Source organism: Lacibacter luteus (genome assembly GCF_004118265.1).
GTDB lineage: Bacteria > Bacteroidota > Bacteroidia > Chitinophagales > Chitinophagaceae > Lacibacter > Lacibacter luteus.
The window spans coordinates 20,665-39,385 of the sequence record NZ_SDHW01000010.1 but is presented as its reverse complement, the minus strand read 5'-3'; the positions used below and the strand labels follow the sequence as shown (position 1 = coordinate 39,385).

At 40.9% G+C, this 18,721-nt stretch carries 15 protein-coding genes; 6 read left to right on the top strand and 9 right to left on the bottom strand.

Annotated elements, in window-relative coordinates; genetic code table 11:
• Window positions 1–3: 3 nt before the first annotated feature.
• From hpt to ESA94_RS20935, 5 genes are all read left to right on the top strand, one after another.
• Entirely contained in the window at window positions 4–552 is a 549-nt protein-coding gene (hpt, locus tag ESA94_RS20955) for a hypoxanthine phosphoribosyltransferase (RefSeq protein WP_129132920.1), read from the top strand.
• 68 nt (window positions 553–620) lie between these two features.
• Complete coding sequence (locus ESA94_RS20950; RefSeq protein ID WP_164972820.1) at window positions 621–2,375, top strand: vWA domain-containing protein; 1,755 nt, start codon at window positions 621–623, stop codon at window positions 2,373–2,375.
• A 159-nt stretch (window positions 2,376–2,534) separates the two neighbouring features.
• Window positions 2,535–3,167, top strand: a complete 633-nt coding sequence (locus ESA94_RS20945) for a peroxiredoxin (RefSeq protein WP_129132918.1) — start codon at window positions 2,535–2,537, stop codon at window positions 3,165–3,167.
• A gap of 10 nt (window positions 3,168–3,177) precedes the next feature.
• Window positions 3,178–3,492: a thioredoxin family protein gene (locus ESA94_RS20940; protein WP_129132917.1), complete on the top strand. Its 315-nt coding sequence runs from the start codon at window positions 3,178–3,180 to the stop codon at window positions 3,490–3,492.
• Entirely contained in the window at window positions 3,473–3,721 is a 249-nt protein-coding gene (locus ESA94_RS20935) for a DUF6952 family protein (protein WP_129132916.1), read from the top strand. The genes ESA94_RS20940 and ESA94_RS20935 overlap by 20 nt, the downstream gene beginning before the upstream one ends.
• Window positions 3,722–3,783: 62 nt before the next feature.
• On the opposite strand, the gene ESA94_RS20930 is transcribed toward ESA94_RS20935, so the two are convergent.
• On the bottom strand, window positions 3,784–9,867 hold the full coding sequence (locus tag ESA94_RS20930; RefSeq protein WP_129132915.1) for an alpha-2-macroglobulin family protein: 6,084 nt from the start codon (window positions 9,865–9,867) through the stop codon (window positions 3,784–3,786).
• Between the two features lie 233 nt (window positions 9,868–10,100).
• Here ESA94_RS20930 and ESA94_RS20925 point away from each other — a divergent pair, with 233 nt between their 5' ends.
• Window positions 10,101–10,859: a DUF4476 domain-containing protein gene (locus ESA94_RS20925; RefSeq protein ID WP_129132914.1), complete on the top strand. Its 759-nt coding sequence runs from the start codon at window positions 10,101–10,103 to the stop codon at window positions 10,857–10,859.
• Between the two features lie 54 nt (window positions 10,860–10,913).
• Here ESA94_RS20925 and ESA94_RS20920 read toward each other — a convergent pair whose 3' ends face one another.
• The 8 genes from ESA94_RS20920 to ESA94_RS20885 form a co-directional block, all read right to left on the bottom strand.
• Window positions 10,914–11,543, bottom strand: coding sequence for a class I SAM-dependent DNA methyltransferase (locus ESA94_RS20920; RefSeq protein ID WP_129132913.1), 630 nt, complete (start codon window positions 11,541–11,543; stop codon window positions 10,914–10,916).
• A 9-nt stretch (window positions 11,544–11,552) separates the two neighbouring features.
• The gene (locus ESA94_RS20915; RefSeq protein WP_129132912.1) at window positions 11,553–12,125 is read right to left on the bottom strand and encodes a pentapeptide repeat-containing protein; all 573 of its coding nucleotides are present in this window, start codon (window positions 12,123–12,125) and stop codon (window positions 11,553–11,555) included.
• 47 nt (window positions 12,126–12,172) lie between these two features.
• Window positions 12,173–12,568, bottom strand: a complete 396-nt coding sequence (locus tag ESA94_RS20910; protein WP_129132911.1) for a hypothetical protein — start codon at window positions 12,566–12,568, stop codon at window positions 12,173–12,175.
• Between the two features lie 104 nt (window positions 12,569–12,672).
• Complete coding sequence (sucD, locus tag ESA94_RS20905) at window positions 12,673–13,545, bottom strand: succinate--CoA ligase subunit alpha (RefSeq protein WP_129132910.1); 873 nt, start codon at window positions 13,543–13,545, stop codon at window positions 12,673–12,675.
• A gap of 125 nt (window positions 13,546–13,670) precedes the next feature.
• Entirely contained in the window at window positions 13,671–14,519 is an 849-nt protein-coding gene (locus ESA94_RS20900) for a DUF4198 domain-containing protein (protein WP_129132909.1), read from the bottom strand.
• Window positions 14,520–14,565: 46 nt separating this feature from the next.
• Window positions 14,566–15,381, bottom strand: a complete 816-nt coding sequence (locus tag ESA94_RS20895) for an ABC transporter ATP-binding protein (protein ID WP_129132908.1) — start codon at window positions 15,379–15,381, stop codon at window positions 14,566–14,568.
• A 3-nt stretch (window positions 15,382–15,384) separates the two neighbouring features.
• Window positions 15,385–16,122 (bottom strand): MlaE family ABC transporter permease, encoded by a 738-nt coding sequence (locus ESA94_RS20890; protein ID WP_129132907.1) that lies wholly within the window; start codon window positions 16,120–16,122, stop codon window positions 15,385–15,387.
• Window positions 16,123–16,348: 226 nt separating this feature from the next.
• Window positions 16,349–18,700, bottom strand: coding sequence for an NADP-dependent malic enzyme (locus ESA94_RS20885; protein ID WP_129132906.1), 2,352 nt, complete (start codon window positions 18,698–18,700; stop codon window positions 16,349–16,351).
• Window positions 18,701–18,721 lie beyond the last annotated feature (21 nt).

The window sequence follows — 18,721 nt, the reverse complement described above, 5'->3', positions numbered from 1 at the left end:
AGCATGGCAGAACCAATTAAGGTACACGATAAATATTTTGTTCCGTATATGACGGAAGCAATCGTACTTGCACGCATTGCCGAATTGGGCAAACAGATCGATACTGATTATGCAGGTAAAAAGCCATTGTTTATTGCTATCCTTAACGGGTCGTTTATGTTTGCATCCGATCTGTTCAAACAAATTCATGTTGATGCAGAGATCTGTTTTATTAAGCTTGCTTCATATAAAGGAACAAAATCTACAGGCCAGGTAATTACAGCTATTGGTTTAGATACTGACATTGTAGACAGGCATGTGGTGGTTATTGAAGATATTATTGATACAGGTAAAACCCTGAGTGAGTTTTTGCCACAACTGCATAACCAACAACCGGCATCTTTAAAAATTGCTTCTTTATTGCACAAGCCGGAAGCAACTACGTATCCTATACAAATTGATTATTTAGGGTTTTCTGTGCCGAATAAATTTTTACTTGGTTATGGCTTAGACTATGACGGTCTTGGACGCAACCTGAAAGAAATTTACCAGCTTACAGAGAACCCTTCCTGATAAGCCAACCACTAACCCGGCGAAGCAGGAGTATAATTATGAAACCACGGTATATTACTTTGGTGTGCTTGCTCCTGTTCGCAATTGTTGCGGATGCTCAATATTATTTTCGTGGGGAAGTAAAAGATCCAACAGGTGCAGGACTTGCATTGGTACGTATACGTGTACATTCTTCCAATTCATTTTATCAATCCGGTTCAACAGGTGGGTTTGGTTTGCCTTCTTCAAAAGTAAGAGATACCGTGAGCTTTTTTCTGAATGGCTACGAAGAAAAAACAGTTGTACTAAACAGTAATGAGTTTAGTACAGTAGAGATTAAGCCAAGTTCGGCCATCAGCAATCCCAAACGAAAATTACTTTCTTTAACAAAAGACAAAGTACAGGAGCGTAACAATATTGGTTTTGCCAATGGCGAAACCTATTCCGAACAAATTGAAAACAGTTTCAACAATACTGCAGAATATCCATCAGTTGGGTTTGCGTTAAATGTAGATAAAGCATCTTACAGCAATATCAGGCGGTTTATCAATACGCATTCTGTGGTACCGAAAGATGCAGTGCGTATAGAAGAGATGCTCAATTATTTTCCACAGCAATACAAAGCACCGCAACAAGGGAAAGAATTTTATACCGAATCGCAATTGACGGATTGTCCCTGGAACCCCATGAACCGTTTATTGTTTTTGCAACTGCATGCACGGAAAATAAATTACGACTCATTGCCACCAAGCAATTTTGTTTTTTTAGTTGATGTAAGCGGATCGATGGATTTACCCAACCGTTTACCCCTGTTGCAAACTGCATTTCGCATGATGGTGCAGAATCTTCGACCGATCGATACCATTTCAATGATGGTGTATGGAGGAACAGTGGGTATTGTATTGCAACCAACCGGGGGCAACGAAAAAGAAAAGATCATGGCAGTAATTGATTCGCTTGGTGCAGGAGGCGATACGCCGGGAGAGTCGGCCATCAGGCAGGCGTACAGACTTGCACAAAGTCAATTTATAAAAGGCGGCAATAACAGAGTGATACTTGCTACCGATGGTGATTTTAATGTAGGCGAATCGAGCGAAGAAGCCTTGATACAACTCATTACACAGAAACAGCAAACAGGTATTTATCTTACATGCCTGGGTGTAGGCATGGGTAATTATAAAGATTCGAAACTGGAAGTGCTTGCAAAAAAGGGTAATGGCAATTTTGCTTATCTCGATAACATACCCGAAGCAGAAAAAGTATTGGTGAAAGAGTTGATGCAAACATTGTATGCGGTGGTGGATGATGCTTACCTGAATGCATCGTTCAACACAAAACAAATAAAGAAATACCGCTTAATTGGCTTTGATAACAGGAAAGATGTGCTGGCCGACAGTGCAAGTATTTTAGAAGGTGGTGAAATTGGCACCGGCCATATTGTTACTGCGGTGTTTGAAGTGGAGATGAACAGCACTTACAATGCAGATGAAGAATTGGCAACGGCTGAGTTGGGTTATCAAACTGTAAACGAAAAAGAGAAACAAGCGGAAACATTTCAGCTTCGTAATAATTACAAATCGCTTTACACAGTAGATAGCAGTTACCGCTTCTCTGCTGCAGTTGCCATGTTTGGGTTAATGCTCAAACAATCGCCACACCTGAAAGTGTATAGCTGGGAATCGTTGATCAATCTTTTGAACAGTAGTGTAAACCGAAACGATTACTGGCAGCAGGAACTGTTGCAACTTGTTCTCAAAGCAAAAGAAATTTACAAGCCTGTTAAAGAACGCAGACGCTTATTCCGCAAAAAGAAAAAAGAAAAAACAGAGATCATCCTGTTTTAGTAATTGATCTTCTACCACTCGTTTGTTTGTTGCAGATTTTTTAACAGCCTGCAGATGTTGATGTGGAAAAACAGTACGATTCCACAGCATATTGGTGCGTTTTAGCACACTGTTTTAGTTGTGCCACACGTACCTTTGCGCTCTTAAAAATCAGTACATATGGCATTAGTAGGTAAAAAAGCTCCCTTATTTAAAACAGGTGCGGTAATTAACGGCGAAGAGATTGTTGAAGATTTCAGTCTTGAACAATACATCGGAAAGAAAAATGTGTTGTTCTTCTTCTATCCAAAAGATTTCACATTTGTTTGTCCAACAGAAATTCATGCTTTCCAGGAAAAACTGGCTGAGTTTGAAAAAAGAGATACGGTTGTGGTAGGTTGTTCTACCGATACAGAAGAAACGCATCTTGCATGGTTAACTACTGCAAAAGATAACGGTGGTATTGAAGGTGTAACCTATGCATTGGTTGCCGATGTTGCAAAAACCGTAGCAATGAATTACGGTGTACTTGGTGGGGAATACAGTTTCGATGCTGTTACACGTACATGGTCGTTCAGCGGTGCACCTATTGCATACCGTGGTACATTTTTAATTGATAAGGAAGGCATCGTTCGTCATGAATCGATCAACGATTTTCCTTTAGGCCGCAATATCGATGAAGCACTCCGCATTATCGATGCGCAGTTACACGTAGAAAAGTTTGGTGAAGTTTGTCCTGCAAACTGGGAAGAAGGCGATAAGGCAATGACTGCTACACAGGAAGGTGTTGCTGATTATTTTTCAAAAAATTAATGAAACAAAGATGTTTATTGAATTAACAGAAGATAATCTTGAGCAGTTGATTGCAGATCATCCCGATGCAATGGTGATGTATTCTGCAGGCTGGTGTGGTAACTGTCGTTTAATGAAACCGAAGTTTAAACGTTTGGCGGGCGAACAGGAAACAGTTGCGTTTATTATTGCTGATGCAGAGAAATTTCCAGGATCACGCAAGCTGGCAAGCGTAAACAACCTGCCTACGTTTGCAGGTTTCAAAGGCGGACAACTGATCAGCCAGATACAGACTAATAAAGAAGAACCCGTTAAATCGTTGATCAATGAAATTACCGGTAATTAGAAAAATACAACAGACCTGCTCGGTTGAAGAAATTGAAACGGCTATCCGTGTATTGGAAAATACATCAGAAGCATCTTCATTAAAACCCGAAGAGGTAGATGTGATTGGCGAATTGATTTCGAACATGTGCGGTGCTCTGGAAGTTCACCGGATGATTGCCGATGGTATGGCCGAAAAAGATGCAGCCAATGCATTTATGAAAAAAGTATTGGGATCAATTGATAAATAGGTTCCAACTTTAACCAAAGCAAAGAGGCAGCGAAAGCTGCCTCTTTTTATACTCATCATTCATCACTCATTCACTTTCACTCTCACCCCTTCACTATGACTTGTAAATTCAGGCGCATACATGCACTGAATAGTTGTGATGCCGCTGCTGTAATTACCTGCATGGGTAATGAACATCGGGTACTCAAAAACATAAGTGCCTTTGTTAAGCCAACTGAAGAAGAAACTGGTGCTGGCATCTTTGGTGCTTTCATAATAACCTAAGCCGCCCTGCCATTTGTATTGACTGATGACATTCACCGGTTCCATACAACTCGGACGCATATCTTTCATGTGTACATATTCCATGTTACGATCAACACGCAATTCAATACGCACTTTTATTTTGTCACCCACTTTCAATTCATCGCCTTCGTTTACAGGAGTAAGTACCGGGCCGCTTGCGGTGTTGCGCTCTACAAAATATTTCTTCTGCAATTTCAATGGTGTTTCAGCCGATGTGATCTTATCTAAGTTTTCAAAGTACTGCCAGTATGCTGCACCCCATGTTGGTTGACCATTCGATTTGCTCACACTTACATTGATGTTGCCGAATGCTGGTTTCACAAAATTGCCCTCAATGCTGCGTTTGAAATAACCGGTGCCTGCTTCTGTTTTTTCAGTTGATGTGCTGAACAATTGATCGCCTGCTTTTATTTCCACAACAGGTTCAGTAGCGATCCATTCACCGCCTTGCAACAACAATGCATAACATGCTTCAGCAGTAGCAATCGTTGTTTTCCAGTTTTGTGTTTGCTTTTGTTTCAGCAACCATGTCTTCAGATCATTCACTGCTTTTTTATCAGCCGTTACATCATTGAATACTTCGATCATCAAGGCCTGTGCTTCAACTGGTGCCTGGTACCAATAATAACCTGACGTGAAATCTTTAAAGTACATACCCATCTCTTCGTTAAAGAGTGCATTTTCTTTTAACGAATTCACAATGGCAGTTGCTGTTTTTGCATCTTTACTGCGCTGCATAGCCAATGCGATCATGCCCTGCATATACTTGCTTTGACTTAACCAAAACTGTTTCGCCTGCGTATTGTAATAATTGAACGCTGTTTCTGTTCCTTTTGTTTGTGCAACAGCAGGGAAGAAGCTACGCATATAGAGATACTGTATTTGCGTAGAACCGATATTGTTATTCTTCAACGGTGTTTTATACTTCAGCAGGTTATCGTAATCTTCTTTCACTCGTTTATCGAGATAAGGAATGGCTTTTGCCAGCATTGCATTCAACGCTGACTGTTGTTCTTTTGGCACGGCATTTAATTTTTGCAGATGACCAATACCTGTTACAATGTATTGTGTAATGTAACGATCATCGGGTCCACCTTTGAACCACATAAAACCACCGTTCACAGTTTGCATCTGTTGCAGTTGTGCAATGGTTTTGCTTAACTCACTGCTCATGCGGATCATATCGAACAACAACGCAATGTTTTTCTTTTGCTGCTCTTCATTTTTTGCCTGGAACACCCAAGGTGTTTCCTGCAGCAATGCCGATTTTAATTCTTCATTCTTTTGCAGATTGCTCATTAATGCAGCCGTGTCTTTTATTTTCCATTGCTGCATCACCTGCTGTATGCGTGGCAGTTTTTGTGTGATGTGCGATGCCAATGCATTTGCATAAAACCGGTTCCATGTTTGCTCTGCACATTCGTAAGGATATTCCATTAAGTAAGGCAATGCCTGCACTGCATACCAAACAGGATTGCTGGTAAACTCAATGGTAAAACGATGATGTGTTAAACTCTCTGATTTCTCAGAGTTGAGCAGTTTACTGAAGTTGAATGTTTTTGTGCCGTCACCATTCATCCACAACGGTAACGATTCTGTTACCAGCATGCGGTTGGTGAGTACAGGCAGTGTTGCTTCTTCACCATCTGTTTTGTTATCAGCTTTTGCAATGATCCTGTACGTTAAAGCATCGTTGAAATTATAAGGCACTTCGGTGCGGAACTTCACCACTGTACTTTGTTTTGGCCCAACAGTGAAATGCTGTACAGGAAATGTATTCTGGAACCAGCCATCAACAGGTTGCATAGTGGCTGTGTTGAGTAATTGCAGGTTGCTTACTCCGGTAATTTCTTTATCGGTGAGGTTGCTGATCTTGGCTGTAAATTCAAACCGATCACCTTCTCGTAAGAAACGTGGAGCAAATGGTTGCACCATCAGGTCTTTTTGTGTAACAATACTTGTTTCACTCAAGCCCATCGACAGGTCTTTTGTATGTGCCAGCAACTGTGCTTTCCATTTCGTTAATGCTTCCGGCACGGTAAAGCTGAACGTGATGTTACCTTCAGCATCTGTTTTCAGATCGGGGAAGAAGAAAGCTGTTTCGTTAAAGTTGGTGCGGATGGAAGAAGATGCATCAGCAGGTTTTTCTTTTGACGGAAGGATTGCGTCCTTAAAATTAGCAGTGGAATCAGCACCAATGTTGCCAGCCCAATTATTATTTTCTTCACGCTTCATAGCCATTGCCTCTTTGGGTGCTGTCGCAGGAGCCATTTGTTGATCTGCAAGAATACGAGGAGATGTTCTCTTATACGCTACTCCTTCAAACATGCCAAAGTAGTTGCCGATTTGTTTAAATAAATCATAATGCTTTTCATAATCGACAATGTCTTCAACAACATAAGATTTCTCATTTGAATTAATTGTTGCAAACCCTGCACCACTCCAGTTACTCTGCAAATAATTTATCGGAAATAGATTCGGTTTATTCCATTGATGAATCCTGAACTGATCAAGCGATGCATCGTACATACTTGCCAGCATTTCTGCTGCTACTTTATCGCCTTTGTAGCCACTGATCTTGATCTTCCATTGTTCTTCACTACCTGGTAATGTTTTATCACGGAAGGTTTCATACGTGATGTTCAGATCTTTGTTTGTCCACGGAACATGCACATAACGGGTAAAGTTGTAGAAGCGGTTATTTTTTACAAACGCATAGGCATAACCAAAACCACCTCTTTGCTTTTCAGTAACAGGAACAATGAATTGTTTCTGTTCGTTATTCAGTTGGTAGAACTGCATGTTGCCTGTTGAGCTGTTCGGATCAAGCTGAATTAAAAACACATTGGCGGCACTTGTTCCAAACTGAAGCGTTGCATTAGTGCCCGGCTCTCCTGTTACAGTGGAAGGCAGTTGCCAAACATATTCAGGCGTTGACAGTTTATTGGTTGCATCCGATAACTGCACATAAGTTTGATTCTTTACTTCCTTGCCATCTTTGTCTTTCGTAATTGCTTCTATCAAGTACCAGCCGGCTTTCAACTGACCACTCACCACTGACCACTCACCACTTGCTTTCGATGTATCAGTCTGTTCAAACAACTTTGCTCCCTTCTCCCAATTTTCTTTATCAGCTTCGTTGTTGTATTCATCATTCGGAAAATCGGCGAAGTAATCTTTCTCATTGATGATGAACTGATCAGGTGCTTCCCAATAACGGTTGCGGATAAGACGCTCAGGTGATTTTAATTTATACATGCTTACTGTAACCGTACTCTTCACAAATTCATTCATCAGGTTTTGTGTGCGGATGTTGATGCTGTTGAATTGTGCAGCCTGTTGCAATTCACCTTTCGGCAAGCTGATCATTAATTGCAATGCACTGTACCCAACACTGATGGCTGTTTCGCCACTTCGTGTTTCACCATTTAAGTCGGTTACATCAGCAATCACTTTATAATCGAACACAGGGTCCAATTCTTTACGCACCTGTTTATCGGGTACAGCGTTGAACTTGATTTCAAAACTGCCATCTGCTTTTGTAGTGGCTTCACCATGCGCAATTTCCTGTGCATTCATTTGCGGCCAGCCCCATTTCCAGCTAAGCCAGGGATAAAGCAAACGAGGTTGACGCACTACACGGTACTTAACTTTTGCGCCATCAATATTATTACCTGCATACGCTTTTGCTTCGCCAGTAACAGTAATCGCATCGTTAATACGGAAACTTTGTTTGACGGGTTGATACTCTACAAAAAACTTCGGCCGCTTGTATTCTTCTACAGAAAAATAAGCACTGGCACTGGTGGCCGATTCCTGTAAATAATATTGACCGTTGATGCGGCCAACAGGTAACACAAACTTTCCTGCATAAGAACCAAATTCGTTTGTTGTCAGTTTTATGGAATCTACTTTCTGGTAATTGGCATCGTAGAGATAAATAGTTGTACCAAGATTGCTCACAACTTTTGGTAAACGGGTTGTTGCATCCGTTGCAGTAACAATGCCTTTGAAATAGATTGTTTGCCCGGGGCGATAAATCGAACGATCGGTAAAGAAGAAAGTGCGTCTTGTTTTTGCTTCATCAACAGTTGAAGGCTTGTCCTCGTAAATATAGCCATACGCAGCATCATCTAAAAAGAGATGATCTTTTTCATAGCTGATTTCTAATGTGCGGCTATGCCTGTTTTCACTTTTACTGCCGACAGTAAACCAGCCATTAACATCGGTGTTGTAATTGCCCACTTTGTTGTTGACAGTCTTACGCAGGTTGTAATCGTAATAACGTTCCCAAACAGTCACTGCTGCTTTTTGCAATGGCTGACCGCTTTCCCTGTTCAATACAAAAAAGTTATTGTTACTGTGCATCCATGCAATGGCACTTACATGAAAGAACTGAACAGCCAATGCATTTTTTGTAAGCGTGAATTTTTCATCTGCACTTGCAAGTAAGAGATAAGTGCCAACAGGTAATGCAGGTACTTTTATTTCTGTGCTGTGTTGCTGGTAATCTTCTGTAGCGGACAAGGAATAAGAAATTGTATTAACTGCTTTCAGTGCAATCAATTTTTTCCAGTATTCATCTTCCCAACGATTCTGTTCCATATTCTCCATATCAGTTTTGCTGACAGGAATAATGCGTAAAAAGATTTTGGGAACGTTTTTATAGTTCACTAAGGAGCGGAAAGGTCGGCCGGGCAGATTTACTTTTTCTGAAGTAAGTGACAGTTGTTTGCTTTCTATTTCTTTAATGAGATTTGCACAATTCGCTCTTCCTTCGCTCAATGTTGTTTGTGCAGTAATACGTTTGCACAACTCCATTGCTTTCTGGTAATAATAGCGTGGGTTCTGTTCGTCGTTTACTTTATGCTTTTTAAAATCGTAGGTAGAAGCATAATCGACATAATCTCTTGCAAGCAGGTATGCAGCCTGCGAAGAAACCGGTTGAAAGTTGTATTGGTGCAGCAAATGATTCAACGCCATGCGGTACAACTCTGTTTTATTTTCCATGGTTGCATAGCGATGCACAAATTGTAAACGTAAAAGGTCAACATCCATCAATGCATCCGGCTTTGTATCGTTGACGTGAAAAGCAATTAACTCTTTGTACAGTAGCAAAGCTTTGTGCGTAAGCGATAACGAATCAGTAGTGTTGAATTTTCTTGTAATAAAATCGGCAGCAGGGTCGTAAGCTGCAGCCATATTCAATTCAAACACTTCCTGGGGTTTGGTAACGCTGCGTTCATCGTTGCTGAAATAATCAATGGCACGGTGTGCCAGCAGATCGTACAATGTTGGACGAAGATGACGCACATTGCCTTTGTTGATCACTACATCAAATGCATCGAGCTTGGTTTGCTGCAACAGTTTTTTGTTTTGCAGCGATGCAAGAAACAGGCTGCTGATCTTTTTGTGCAGATCATCAATGGTCCATGTATTAATATCAGCCTTATTAAAACCAACTGTGTTTGTACGTTGGTAAAACTTCCAGCGGTTGTTCTGAAAAAATTGCCAGTATGCTTCTGCTGCGTAATTGGTTAAAACAGATTTTAATGGTTCAGCAGCAATGCTGATCTCTTTCTCCATTTCAGCAATAGCTTTTTCATCAGCATCTTCTTCTTTCTGCTGTTGCAGACTTAAGCGAAACAATACAGCTTTGAGCAACTGTCCGTTGTTCTTTTCTTTTTTAGCTGCATCGTAAATGGTCTTTACTTCTTTCAGGGCCGATTCGGTCAATCCTTTTTTGGAGATCAGGTCATCAACTTTTTTCCAGGCAGCTGTGTAATTGAATTTGTTTTGTGCAAATAAACTCATGCTGAATAAAAGGATAAACAGGTTAACAAGCGAAATACGTTTCAACATAGAAATCGTTTTTTGTAAGATAATCAAATACTGTGCTGATGAGATGCAAAGAAACAAGGAATTGCATAAACAGTATCAGGACGTCGCAGACGTAAGATACTTATTGTCCGCAATTCCGGTGTCTGACGTTTGCAACGTCCTGACACCTGAATTGCTTTAACGAATCTTTATCAGCTTTTGTTTTGCCTTCTGCTTTTTTGTTGCGTCTGAATTAAAAAACAAAGGAGGTTTTTATGAACAGAATTTTTACACTCGTAGCTTTTCTCTTAATGGCAACTGCAGGTTTTGCAGGTTGGGACGATGGCCGGTTGAGTATTACCAGCATGTCTGTTAACCCTGTTCGTGTAATGGTTGATGGCAGACAGGTGCAGGTTGGAAACCGTGAATTTCAGATCAGCAATTTAAACCCAGGTTATCACCGTGTGCAGATCTATGCGGTTAATAACAATAACAACAACAATAAACGGAGAGGTATTTTCGGCAACAACCGTGATGAACTTATTTACAACACTAACGTAAACATCCGCAGAGGTATGCATACCGATATTGTTGTAAACCGTTTTGGTAAAGTGTTTGTTGATGAACAGGCAATCGATAACCGTAATGATGATTGGAACAACCGTGACGACCGCAACAACGGCGGCTGGGGTAACGATCGTAACAACGATGGCTGGGGCAACGACAGAAACAACCGTTACCAGCCGATGGATTATCAAAAATTTCAGCAGTTAAAACAATCGGTTGAACGTAGCAATTTCGATGATAATAAAATGGAATTACTCCGTTCGGTTTTGCCTAACAATGCAGTAAGTGCACAACAGGTAAAGGAACTTGTACAGCTGATGAGTTTTGAACAAAACAAACTTGAGCTTGCGAAGTATGCTTACCGTTACACAACCGACAGAAACAATTACTTTATTGTAAACGATGCGTTTTCGTACGGTACAAGTAAAACTGAACTTACACGATATATTTCTTCGTACAGAGATTAATGCAGCATTTAGTAAAGGCATCTATTGTAAAAGCCCCCGGTAACGGGGGCTTAGTTATTTTTTCTGAAAGAGTAACGTCAGCAACCGGGGAATATTCGTTCGGTTATCCTCATCAAAATATTCATTGAGTGTAAGCAGTTGTAATCCGTTTTCTTTTGCAGCATCAAGAAAATCGCTTACATGATGATTAAAACAGGTAACAACCTGTGTACCTGCTTCCGTTTCAAATCTTGCCTTACTGCCACTGTATTGTTTAAAGGGATGCAATTCGCTGATGTAGAGATGACCGCCGGTTGTTAATGCGTCTGCTGCTTTTTTAAGTACCGGCGATAGCTGCTCAATATGTTCAAGCACAAGACTGAAACCAACAAGATCGAACTGCTTTGTTGCAAAACTCCAGGGCTGTGTAATATCGGCCTGTACAAACTGTACATGTGTTGCAGTAATTTTTTCTTTTGCTTTGCTAAGCATTTCTTCACTCAGATCAACTGCTGTAACCGACGCAGCTTTGTCTCTCAACCAAACTGTATTTTTCCCTGTGCCACAACCAATTTCCAAACAATGCGTAAACGATAGTGGTGTTAATGTTTCCCGTAGCGATCTTGCTTCAAGATCACGGGTTTTATTAGCGTTGGTATCGTATTGCTGTGCCCAGTTGTTGTAGGCTTGTTGTACACTTTTCATATGCAAAGCTTAATCAATTTGCAGATCGTATTTATCCAGCAAGCCGGACAGTCCGGCTGTTGTAAATTTCGCCTTCTTTAGTTTGTTTCGTTCGGCGTCAATGGAAAAATTGATTGCCGTTCTGAAATCGGCTTTCTCTAAAACAGTGTTATCAAAAGTTGTATGCAGTAAATCGCAATCGTCGAACACTGCACTATGCAGATCAGCTTCTGTAAAATCAATCTGCTGCATAGTACATTTTGTAAAGCGGGTGTTTTTCAGTTTCAGTTTATAAAATGTTGAATGACTAAGCTGGCAACTTGTAAAGCCGGCAGTAAATAAAAACTGATTACAATCTTCAAAACGTAAGCCCATCAATTTGCAATTGGAGAAAATAATTTCCTGGAACGAAGTGCTGTTGATTGAAGCAGCACTGAGGTTGCAGTTATCGAACACACAATCGATAAAGGTTATTTTTGAAAGATTGGTTTCTGCAAAATTGCAGTTAATGAATTTGCAGTTTTCATAATCGCCAACCGGTAAGTTTTTGCCGGAATAATCAATGCCTTCAAACTGCTTGTCTTCTTCGTAAACTCGTTGCATAGAACTAATGTAAAGGAATTAATGAAAGGCTGAAAATAGTGGTAAAGTTATTTTATTCGAAAGAAGACTTCTTTTATATAAACTTTTACTCCTTGCCTGTTTACGGCTTCATCAGCAGAAATACCAACGATGTCGCCTGGCTTCATTTTTTTTGTAAGGTCTTTTGCATCATTACAAAGAATGTTGGTAGTACATCTTTGAATTGATGCCTCGCAAAATGCAGGCTGATAATAAATGACAAGGCTTTTTACATTGATCCAAGTGAAATTTACCGTCACTGTTTTCATTTTCAACAGATCAGAAACAGTAATTAAATTAACCGTGTCGGAATAAATTTTTCCATCTATCATCAATCGGAAATCTTTCTCAGTAACCGACTGGCTTCTCGAAGTCAGCCCAAGAAATAAAAACGAAATAAGAAGAGGAATAAACAGTGGTTTCAATCTTTGCTTTTTGTAATAACGGGAAATACTGTCTTTGATTATCCAGTAAAAGAAAAACCCCGCAATTCAATTGCGGGGTTTTAATATCACTCTTAAAAAGAATCTTATTTTCCTAATACTGCGGCCATTGTTTTACCAATATCAGCAGGGCTTGCTACTACGTTAATACCACACTCAGCCATGATCTTCATTTTTGCTTCAGCAGTATCTTCAGCACCACCAATGATGGCACCGGCATGACCCATACGACGACCGGGAGGCGCTGTTTGTCCGGCAATAAAACCTACAACAGGTTTCTTTGCATTTTCTTTATACCAACGTGCAGCTTCTGCTTCCATACCACCACCAATTTCACCAATCATTACCACTGCATCTGTATTCTCATCGTTCATAAATAATTCCAACGCTTCTTTTGTAGTAGTACCAATAATAGGATCGCCACCAATACCTACTGCAGTACTTACACCCAAGCCTGCTTTTGCAACCTGGTCAGCAGCTTCGTAAGTAAGTGTACCGCTTTTTGAAACGATACCGATACGGCCTTGTTTAAACACGAAACCGGGCATGATACCAACTTTACATTCGCCTGCAGTAATTACACCGGGACAGTTAGGTCCGATCAAACGGGTATTTGTTCCAACGAGATAATTCTTCGCCTTCACCATATCCTGTACAGGAATACCTTCGGTAATACAAACCACCAGTTCAATACCGGCGTTTGCAGCTTCCATAATTGCATCGGCAGCAAATGCAGGTGGTACAAAAATGATACTTACATTGGCCCCCGCCTTTTTAACCGCTTCTTCTACAGTGTTAAAAACAGGACGGTCTAAATGTGTAGTACCACCTTTACCAGGTGTAACACCACCAACAAGGTTTGTACCGTATTCGATCATTTGTGTTGCATGGAAAGTACCTTCGGTGCCGGTAAAGCCCTGCACAATTACTTTAGAGTTTTTATTAACGAGGATGCTCATTTGGAATACTTTATTAGTGGCGCAAAGATAGGGGATGATGATTTAGGATTGGGGATTTACGATTGCAGATTTTTGTTACGCTGCATATAATCCTGTGCTTACGAATGAGCATTAGCTAAGCATGGTTAACGGCTTGCTGTTGCAGAATTGTTCTTGCCAGTATAGCCCCAGGTTAAACTTCCCCAATAGCTTTGCCAAACTGTTGAAGAATGTATTTCTTCTGTGCCTTTTGGGTAGTGAGTCATACGTACACAACTAACCATCCATTCACCACTTGTTGTAACGGGGAAACGTATTTCGCCGTTTGCATTACTCTTATAACTGCCGGTAGTTACGCCTGTTGGCAATTTGTGCCATGTACGCACTTTAGCATTGCTCAAAGGATTGCCATTAAACAAAACCTGTACAGTAAGTGAGTCGCCGTTTTTTAGTAAGTAAGGATGGGAGAGGGGAATAATATCAATTGGTAGTCCTGTTTGTTTTTTATAGATGTTTGTTTTAACCGCTCCAACCTGTACAATGGTTTTAACCGAACGCTGGTAAAATTCTCTTCCTGCCGAATCTGTTTCATTCAACTGCTTTCTGATGTCAATTACATTTTGCAAACCATCTTCTTCAAGGTAGGCGTTAAACTTTGCTGCATCCAGTTCAATAAACGAATTACTGTTGTTGAAGCAAACCATTGCAGTGCCTTCTTCATGTATAGAAAATTGCAGCGAGTCGCCTTCATCATCACAAAGCCCATCGCTGATGTTGTCTGCAACATCTGCGTAGTAAAGTTTCAGCTCATTTACTTTCTGTCGGTTGCCCATCCAGTTATCGCCGGTAAAATTTTCACCCACACGAAAACGGATATTCACTTCTTCAGTTCGGGAAAAAAGATATTGCTGAGGTTCCAGCCAAAACTCATGTGCGGGCAAATGCATTGCAAGCAGCAAAATGAACAGATATGTAAGCCGGTATTTTAATCGCATACAATTCAATTAAAACGTAGCTGTTTTATTTCTTCCCTTTGGGGGATTAAGAAGAGCCCATCATCTCATCCATGTCTCTGTCGCTTTTAATTTTTCCCTTTGCTTCGAGCATACGCATATCTTTTGCATCCTGCAAAAAGTCGGATGCGAAAATGAATTTGTTCAGCTCATCATTTTTACTGAAGATGATGTCTTTGTTAGAACCTTCCCATTCTTTATGCCCCTGGTGCATGAAAATAATTTTATCGCCTATTTCCATTACACTGTTCATGTCGTGTGTGTTTACTACCGTGGTCATGCCAAACTCAGTAGTAATTTCTTTAATCAACTTATCAATTACCAACGAAGTTTTGGGATCAAGACCGGAGTTAGGTTCATCGCAAAACAAAAACTTCGGGTTTAGTACAATAGCACGTGCAATGCCCACACGCTTCTTCATACCTCCACTTATTTCTGCAGGAAATTTATCGTTAGCGCCGGTAAGATTTACACGGGCAAGCACTTCGTTTACTTTATCGTGTTTTTGTTTTTGATTGAGATTGGTAAACATATCGAGCGGAAACATCACATTCTGTTCCACCGTCATTGAATCGAATAATGCTGAACCCTGGAACAACATACCAATCTGTTGACGAAGCATTTTCCGCTCTTCATCATTCATGTTGGTAATACTGTCGCCATCGTATAAAACTTCACCTGCATCGGGTTCAAACAAACCAATGAGGCATTTCATCATAACCGTTTTACCGCTGCCGCTTGCACCGATAATTAAATTGCATTTTCCTGTTTCAAGCGTTGCAGAAACATTATCAATAACGGTGCGGCCGTTGAAACCTTTGCTGATATTTTTTATCTCGATCATGTGTTATAACAATAATGCAGCCAGCGCATAGTCGGCCAATAAAATAAGAATACAACTTACAATTACGCTCTTTGTACTTGCCCGGCCAATTTCAAGCGAACCACCTTCTACATGATAGCCGTAGTATGCAGGAATGCTGGAAATAATAAAAGCGTACGTATAGGTTTTACTCAGTGCAAAAAAAACGTTGTAAGGAATAAAATCTTCGAGCAAGCCATCGTTGTAAATACTTGGTGGCAGAATGCCCGATAAGTTACCTGCAACTTTACCACCCCAGATGCCGAGTACTGCTGCTAATACAACCAGACAGGGAACAACGATCAACGCCGCTAAAATTTTCGGCATAATCAGGTAAGCCTTGGTGTTGATGCCCATAATTTCCAAAGCATCGATCTGTTCGCTGATGCGCATATTACCTAACTCCGATGCAATACGGCTGCCAACAACACCTGCCAACACAACGCATATTAATGTAGGGGCAAGTTCAAGAATAATATTATCACGAACAATTACTGCAATAACAGTTTTAGGAATGAGTGGTGTTATCAGCTGGTAAGCTGTTTGCACCGTAGTTACCGCACCAAGAAAGATGGAGATGATAACAACAATGCCAACAGAGCGTATGCCGATCTCGTTACATTGGTGCATCAGCTCTTTCCAGTAAAGACGCATATTTTCCGGCTTGGAAAACATTCCTTTGATCATCAAAAGGTAGCGGCCAAAATGCGTGAAGAAATTCATAGAATGAAGATAGTGAAATAATGATTAGTCGGCAGACGATAGACCACGGACGACTGACAACAGCATAGTACTATACCAATTAGTTAACAATTTAAAATGATGATCTGTAATTGATGTAGTTGACAGGCTATAAAAAAACAGACCACAGCAGAATATGAAACTAATCTGGTAACGATTAATCAGCATAATCTGCTGTGGTCCGTCGTCTGTAATCTGTCGTCGATCATCACATATCGTGACTTACTTTACGAAAGCGTTTCCACCATGGCGATTTAATGATGGCTTCATCAACATCTGTTTTGCCTTTCATCTGCGCATCAATAACAGAAATCAGCACCATGTTAAAAATGGAACGCACCGAACTGCCAAGCTGCAGAATATGCACCGACTTTTTCAAGCCCAACAGGATTGGTCCTATTGCATCTGCATCGCCCACTTCCTGCAACAGGTTGTAAGCAATATTGCTGCTGGCAAGGTTGGGGAAGATGAGTACGTTAGGCTCGCCATTCACCAATTCACTAAAAGGATAATTCTCTTTCAGAATTTCTTTGTTGAATGCAACCAATGGTTGAATATCGCCTTCGCACACAAGATTGGGTTCACGCTGCTTTACAATTTCTCTGGCTTTTGCCACCATCTTGGCTTCAGGGCTGTCGCTGCTGCCAAAGTTGGAGTAGCTGAGCATAGCCACACGTGGTGTAATACCAAATGCACGAACTTCTTTTGCAACAAGCTGCGTAATATCTGCAAGCTCTTCTGCTTTCGGATTAAAGTTCACTGTTGCATCGGCAAGGAACAATGGTCCACGTTTGGTAAGCATAATGTACATACCGGCGATCTTGCCGGCTTTTTCATCTTTACCAATGATCTGCAATGCAGGGCGAATAGTATCAGCATACTTACGGCTTAAACCGCTGATGAGTGCATCGGCTTCACCTGTTTCCACCATCATACAACCAAAGTGTGTACGTTCCTTCATTGCTTTTACGGCTTCGTAACGATTCAATCCTTTACGTTGACGCTTCTGGAAAAACAGTTCGCCAAATTGCTGACGCATCGCTTCGGTTTCTTTATCCTTACTCTTCGGATCAAGAACAGGAATGCCATCCAGATCGATGCCGTTTACGTCGGCCATGTCTTTGATGTTGTTCACATCGCCCAACAAAATCGGATATGCTACACCTTCTTCATACGCAAGCTGTGCGGCCTTCAATACTTTTACATTTTCTGCATCAGCAAATACCACACGGCGTGGATCTTTCCTTGCCTTGCTGCCAATGGCACGTAACAACTGGTTATCGATACCCAAACGTTTATTGAGTTGTTCTTCATACGCATCCCAATCGGCAATGGTATGTTGTGCCACACCACTTTCAATAGCTGCTTTTGCTACAGCAGGTGCCACATAACTTAACAAGCGTGGATCAAGCGGCTTGGGAATAATATAGCTGGGGCCAAACGAAATATTCTTTTCGTTGTAGGCCATATTCACAATATCTGGAACCGTTGTTTTTGTTAACTCGGCCAACGCTTTTACAGCAGCCAGTTTCATTGCTTCGTTGATCTTTGTAGCACGTACATCCAACGCACCACGGAAAATATAAGGGAAGCCCAATACGTTGTTGATCTGGTTCGGATAATCGCTGCGGCCTGTGCCCATGATCACATCTTTTCTTGCTTCAAGTGCATCTTCGTAAGTGATCTCCGGATCGGGATTGGCCATTGCAAATACGATCGGCTTTTTCGCCATACTCTTCACCATTTCTTTCGAAACAGTATTGCCTTTACTTAAACCAATAAACACATCAGCATTTTTCATGCCTTCATCCAATGTCATTGGTTTGCTTTTTACAACAAACTCTTTTTTCTGTTCGTCAAGATCAGTTCTTTCATCGTGGATGAGACCTTTACTGTCGAACACTTTAATGTTTTCTTTTTTTGCACCAAGTGCCACGTATAATTTAATACAGGAAATGGCAGCAGCACCTGCACCATTTACAACAATCTGTACTTTGTCGATTTTCTTATCCTGTAATTCCAATGCATTAATGAGTGCAGCGGCACTGATGATAGCCGTACCATGCTGATCGTCGTGCATTAATGGGATTTTCATTTCCTCTTTCAAACGCTTTTCAATGTAAAAGCATTCGGGAGCTTTAATGTCTTCAAGATTGATACCGCCGAATGTTGGTTCAAGCGCTTTAACGATCTCAACAAATTTTTCCGGATCTTTTTCATTGATCTCGATATCGAATACATCAATGTCTGCAAAAATTTTGAAGAGTACACCTTTACCTTCCATTACGGGTTTACCCGCTTCTGGACCAATATCGCCCAAACCAAGTACTGCTGTACCATTACTGATTACGGCAACAAGATTTCCCTTTGCTGTGTACTTGTAAACATCTTCAGGGTTGCGGAAAATTTCCATACAAGGCTCAGCCACACCGGGCGAATAAGCCAATGAAAGATCACGCTGGGTTTTTGCTTCTTTAGTTGGAATGACTTCGATTTTACCGGGACGCCCTTTGGCATGATACTCCAATGCCTGCTGGCGGCGCAATTGTTCTTTATTCATACGTTTCAATTATGCAATCAA

Coding starts and splice junctions, on each gene's coding strand:
- hpt (WP_129132920.1), top strand. CDS start 4: ATGGCAGAACCAATTAAGGTACACGATAAATATTTTGTTCCGTATATG.
- ESA94_RS20945 (WP_129132918.1), top strand. CDS start 2,535: ATGGCATTAGTAGGTAAAAAAGCTCCCTTATTTAAAACAGGTGCGGTA.
- ESA94_RS20940 (WP_129132917.1), top strand. CDS start 3,178: ATGTTTATTGAATTAACAGAAGATAATCTTGAGCAGTTGATTGCAGAT.
- ESA94_RS20935 (WP_129132916.1), top strand. CDS start 3,473: ATGAAATTACCGGTAATTAGAAAAATACAACAGACCTGCTCGGTTGAA.
- ESA94_RS20930 (WP_129132915.1), bottom strand. CDS start 9,867: ATGTTGAAACGTATTTCGCTTGTTAACCTGTTTATCCTTTTATTCAGC.
- ESA94_RS20925 (WP_129132914.1), top strand. CDS start 10,101: ATGAACAGAATTTTTACACTCGTAGCTTTTCTCTTAATGGCAACTGCA.
- ESA94_RS20920 (WP_129132913.1), bottom strand. CDS start 11,543: ATGAAAAGTGTACAACAAGCCTACAACAACTGGGCACAGCAATACGAT.
- ESA94_RS20915 (WP_129132912.1), bottom strand. CDS start 12,125: ATGCAACGAGTTTACGAAGAAGACAAGCAGTTTGAAGGCATTGATTAT.
- sucD (WP_129132910.1), bottom strand. CDS start 13,545: ATGAGCATCCTCGTTAATAAAAACTCTAAAGTAATTGTGCAGGGCTTT.
- ESA94_RS20900 (WP_129132909.1), bottom strand. CDS start 14,519: ATGCGATTAAAATACCGGCTTACATATCTGTTCATTTTGCTGCTTGCA.
- ESA94_RS20895 (WP_129132908.1), bottom strand. CDS start 15,381: ATGATCGAGATAAAAAATATCAGCAAAGGTTTCAACGGCCGCACCGTT.
- ESA94_RS20890 (WP_129132907.1), bottom strand. CDS start 16,122: ATGAATTTCTTCACGCATTTTGGCCGCTACCTTTTGATGATCAAAGGA.
- ESA94_RS20885 (WP_129132906.1), bottom strand. CDS start 18,700: ATGAATAAAGAACAATTGCGCCGCCAGCAGGCATTGGAGTATCATGCC.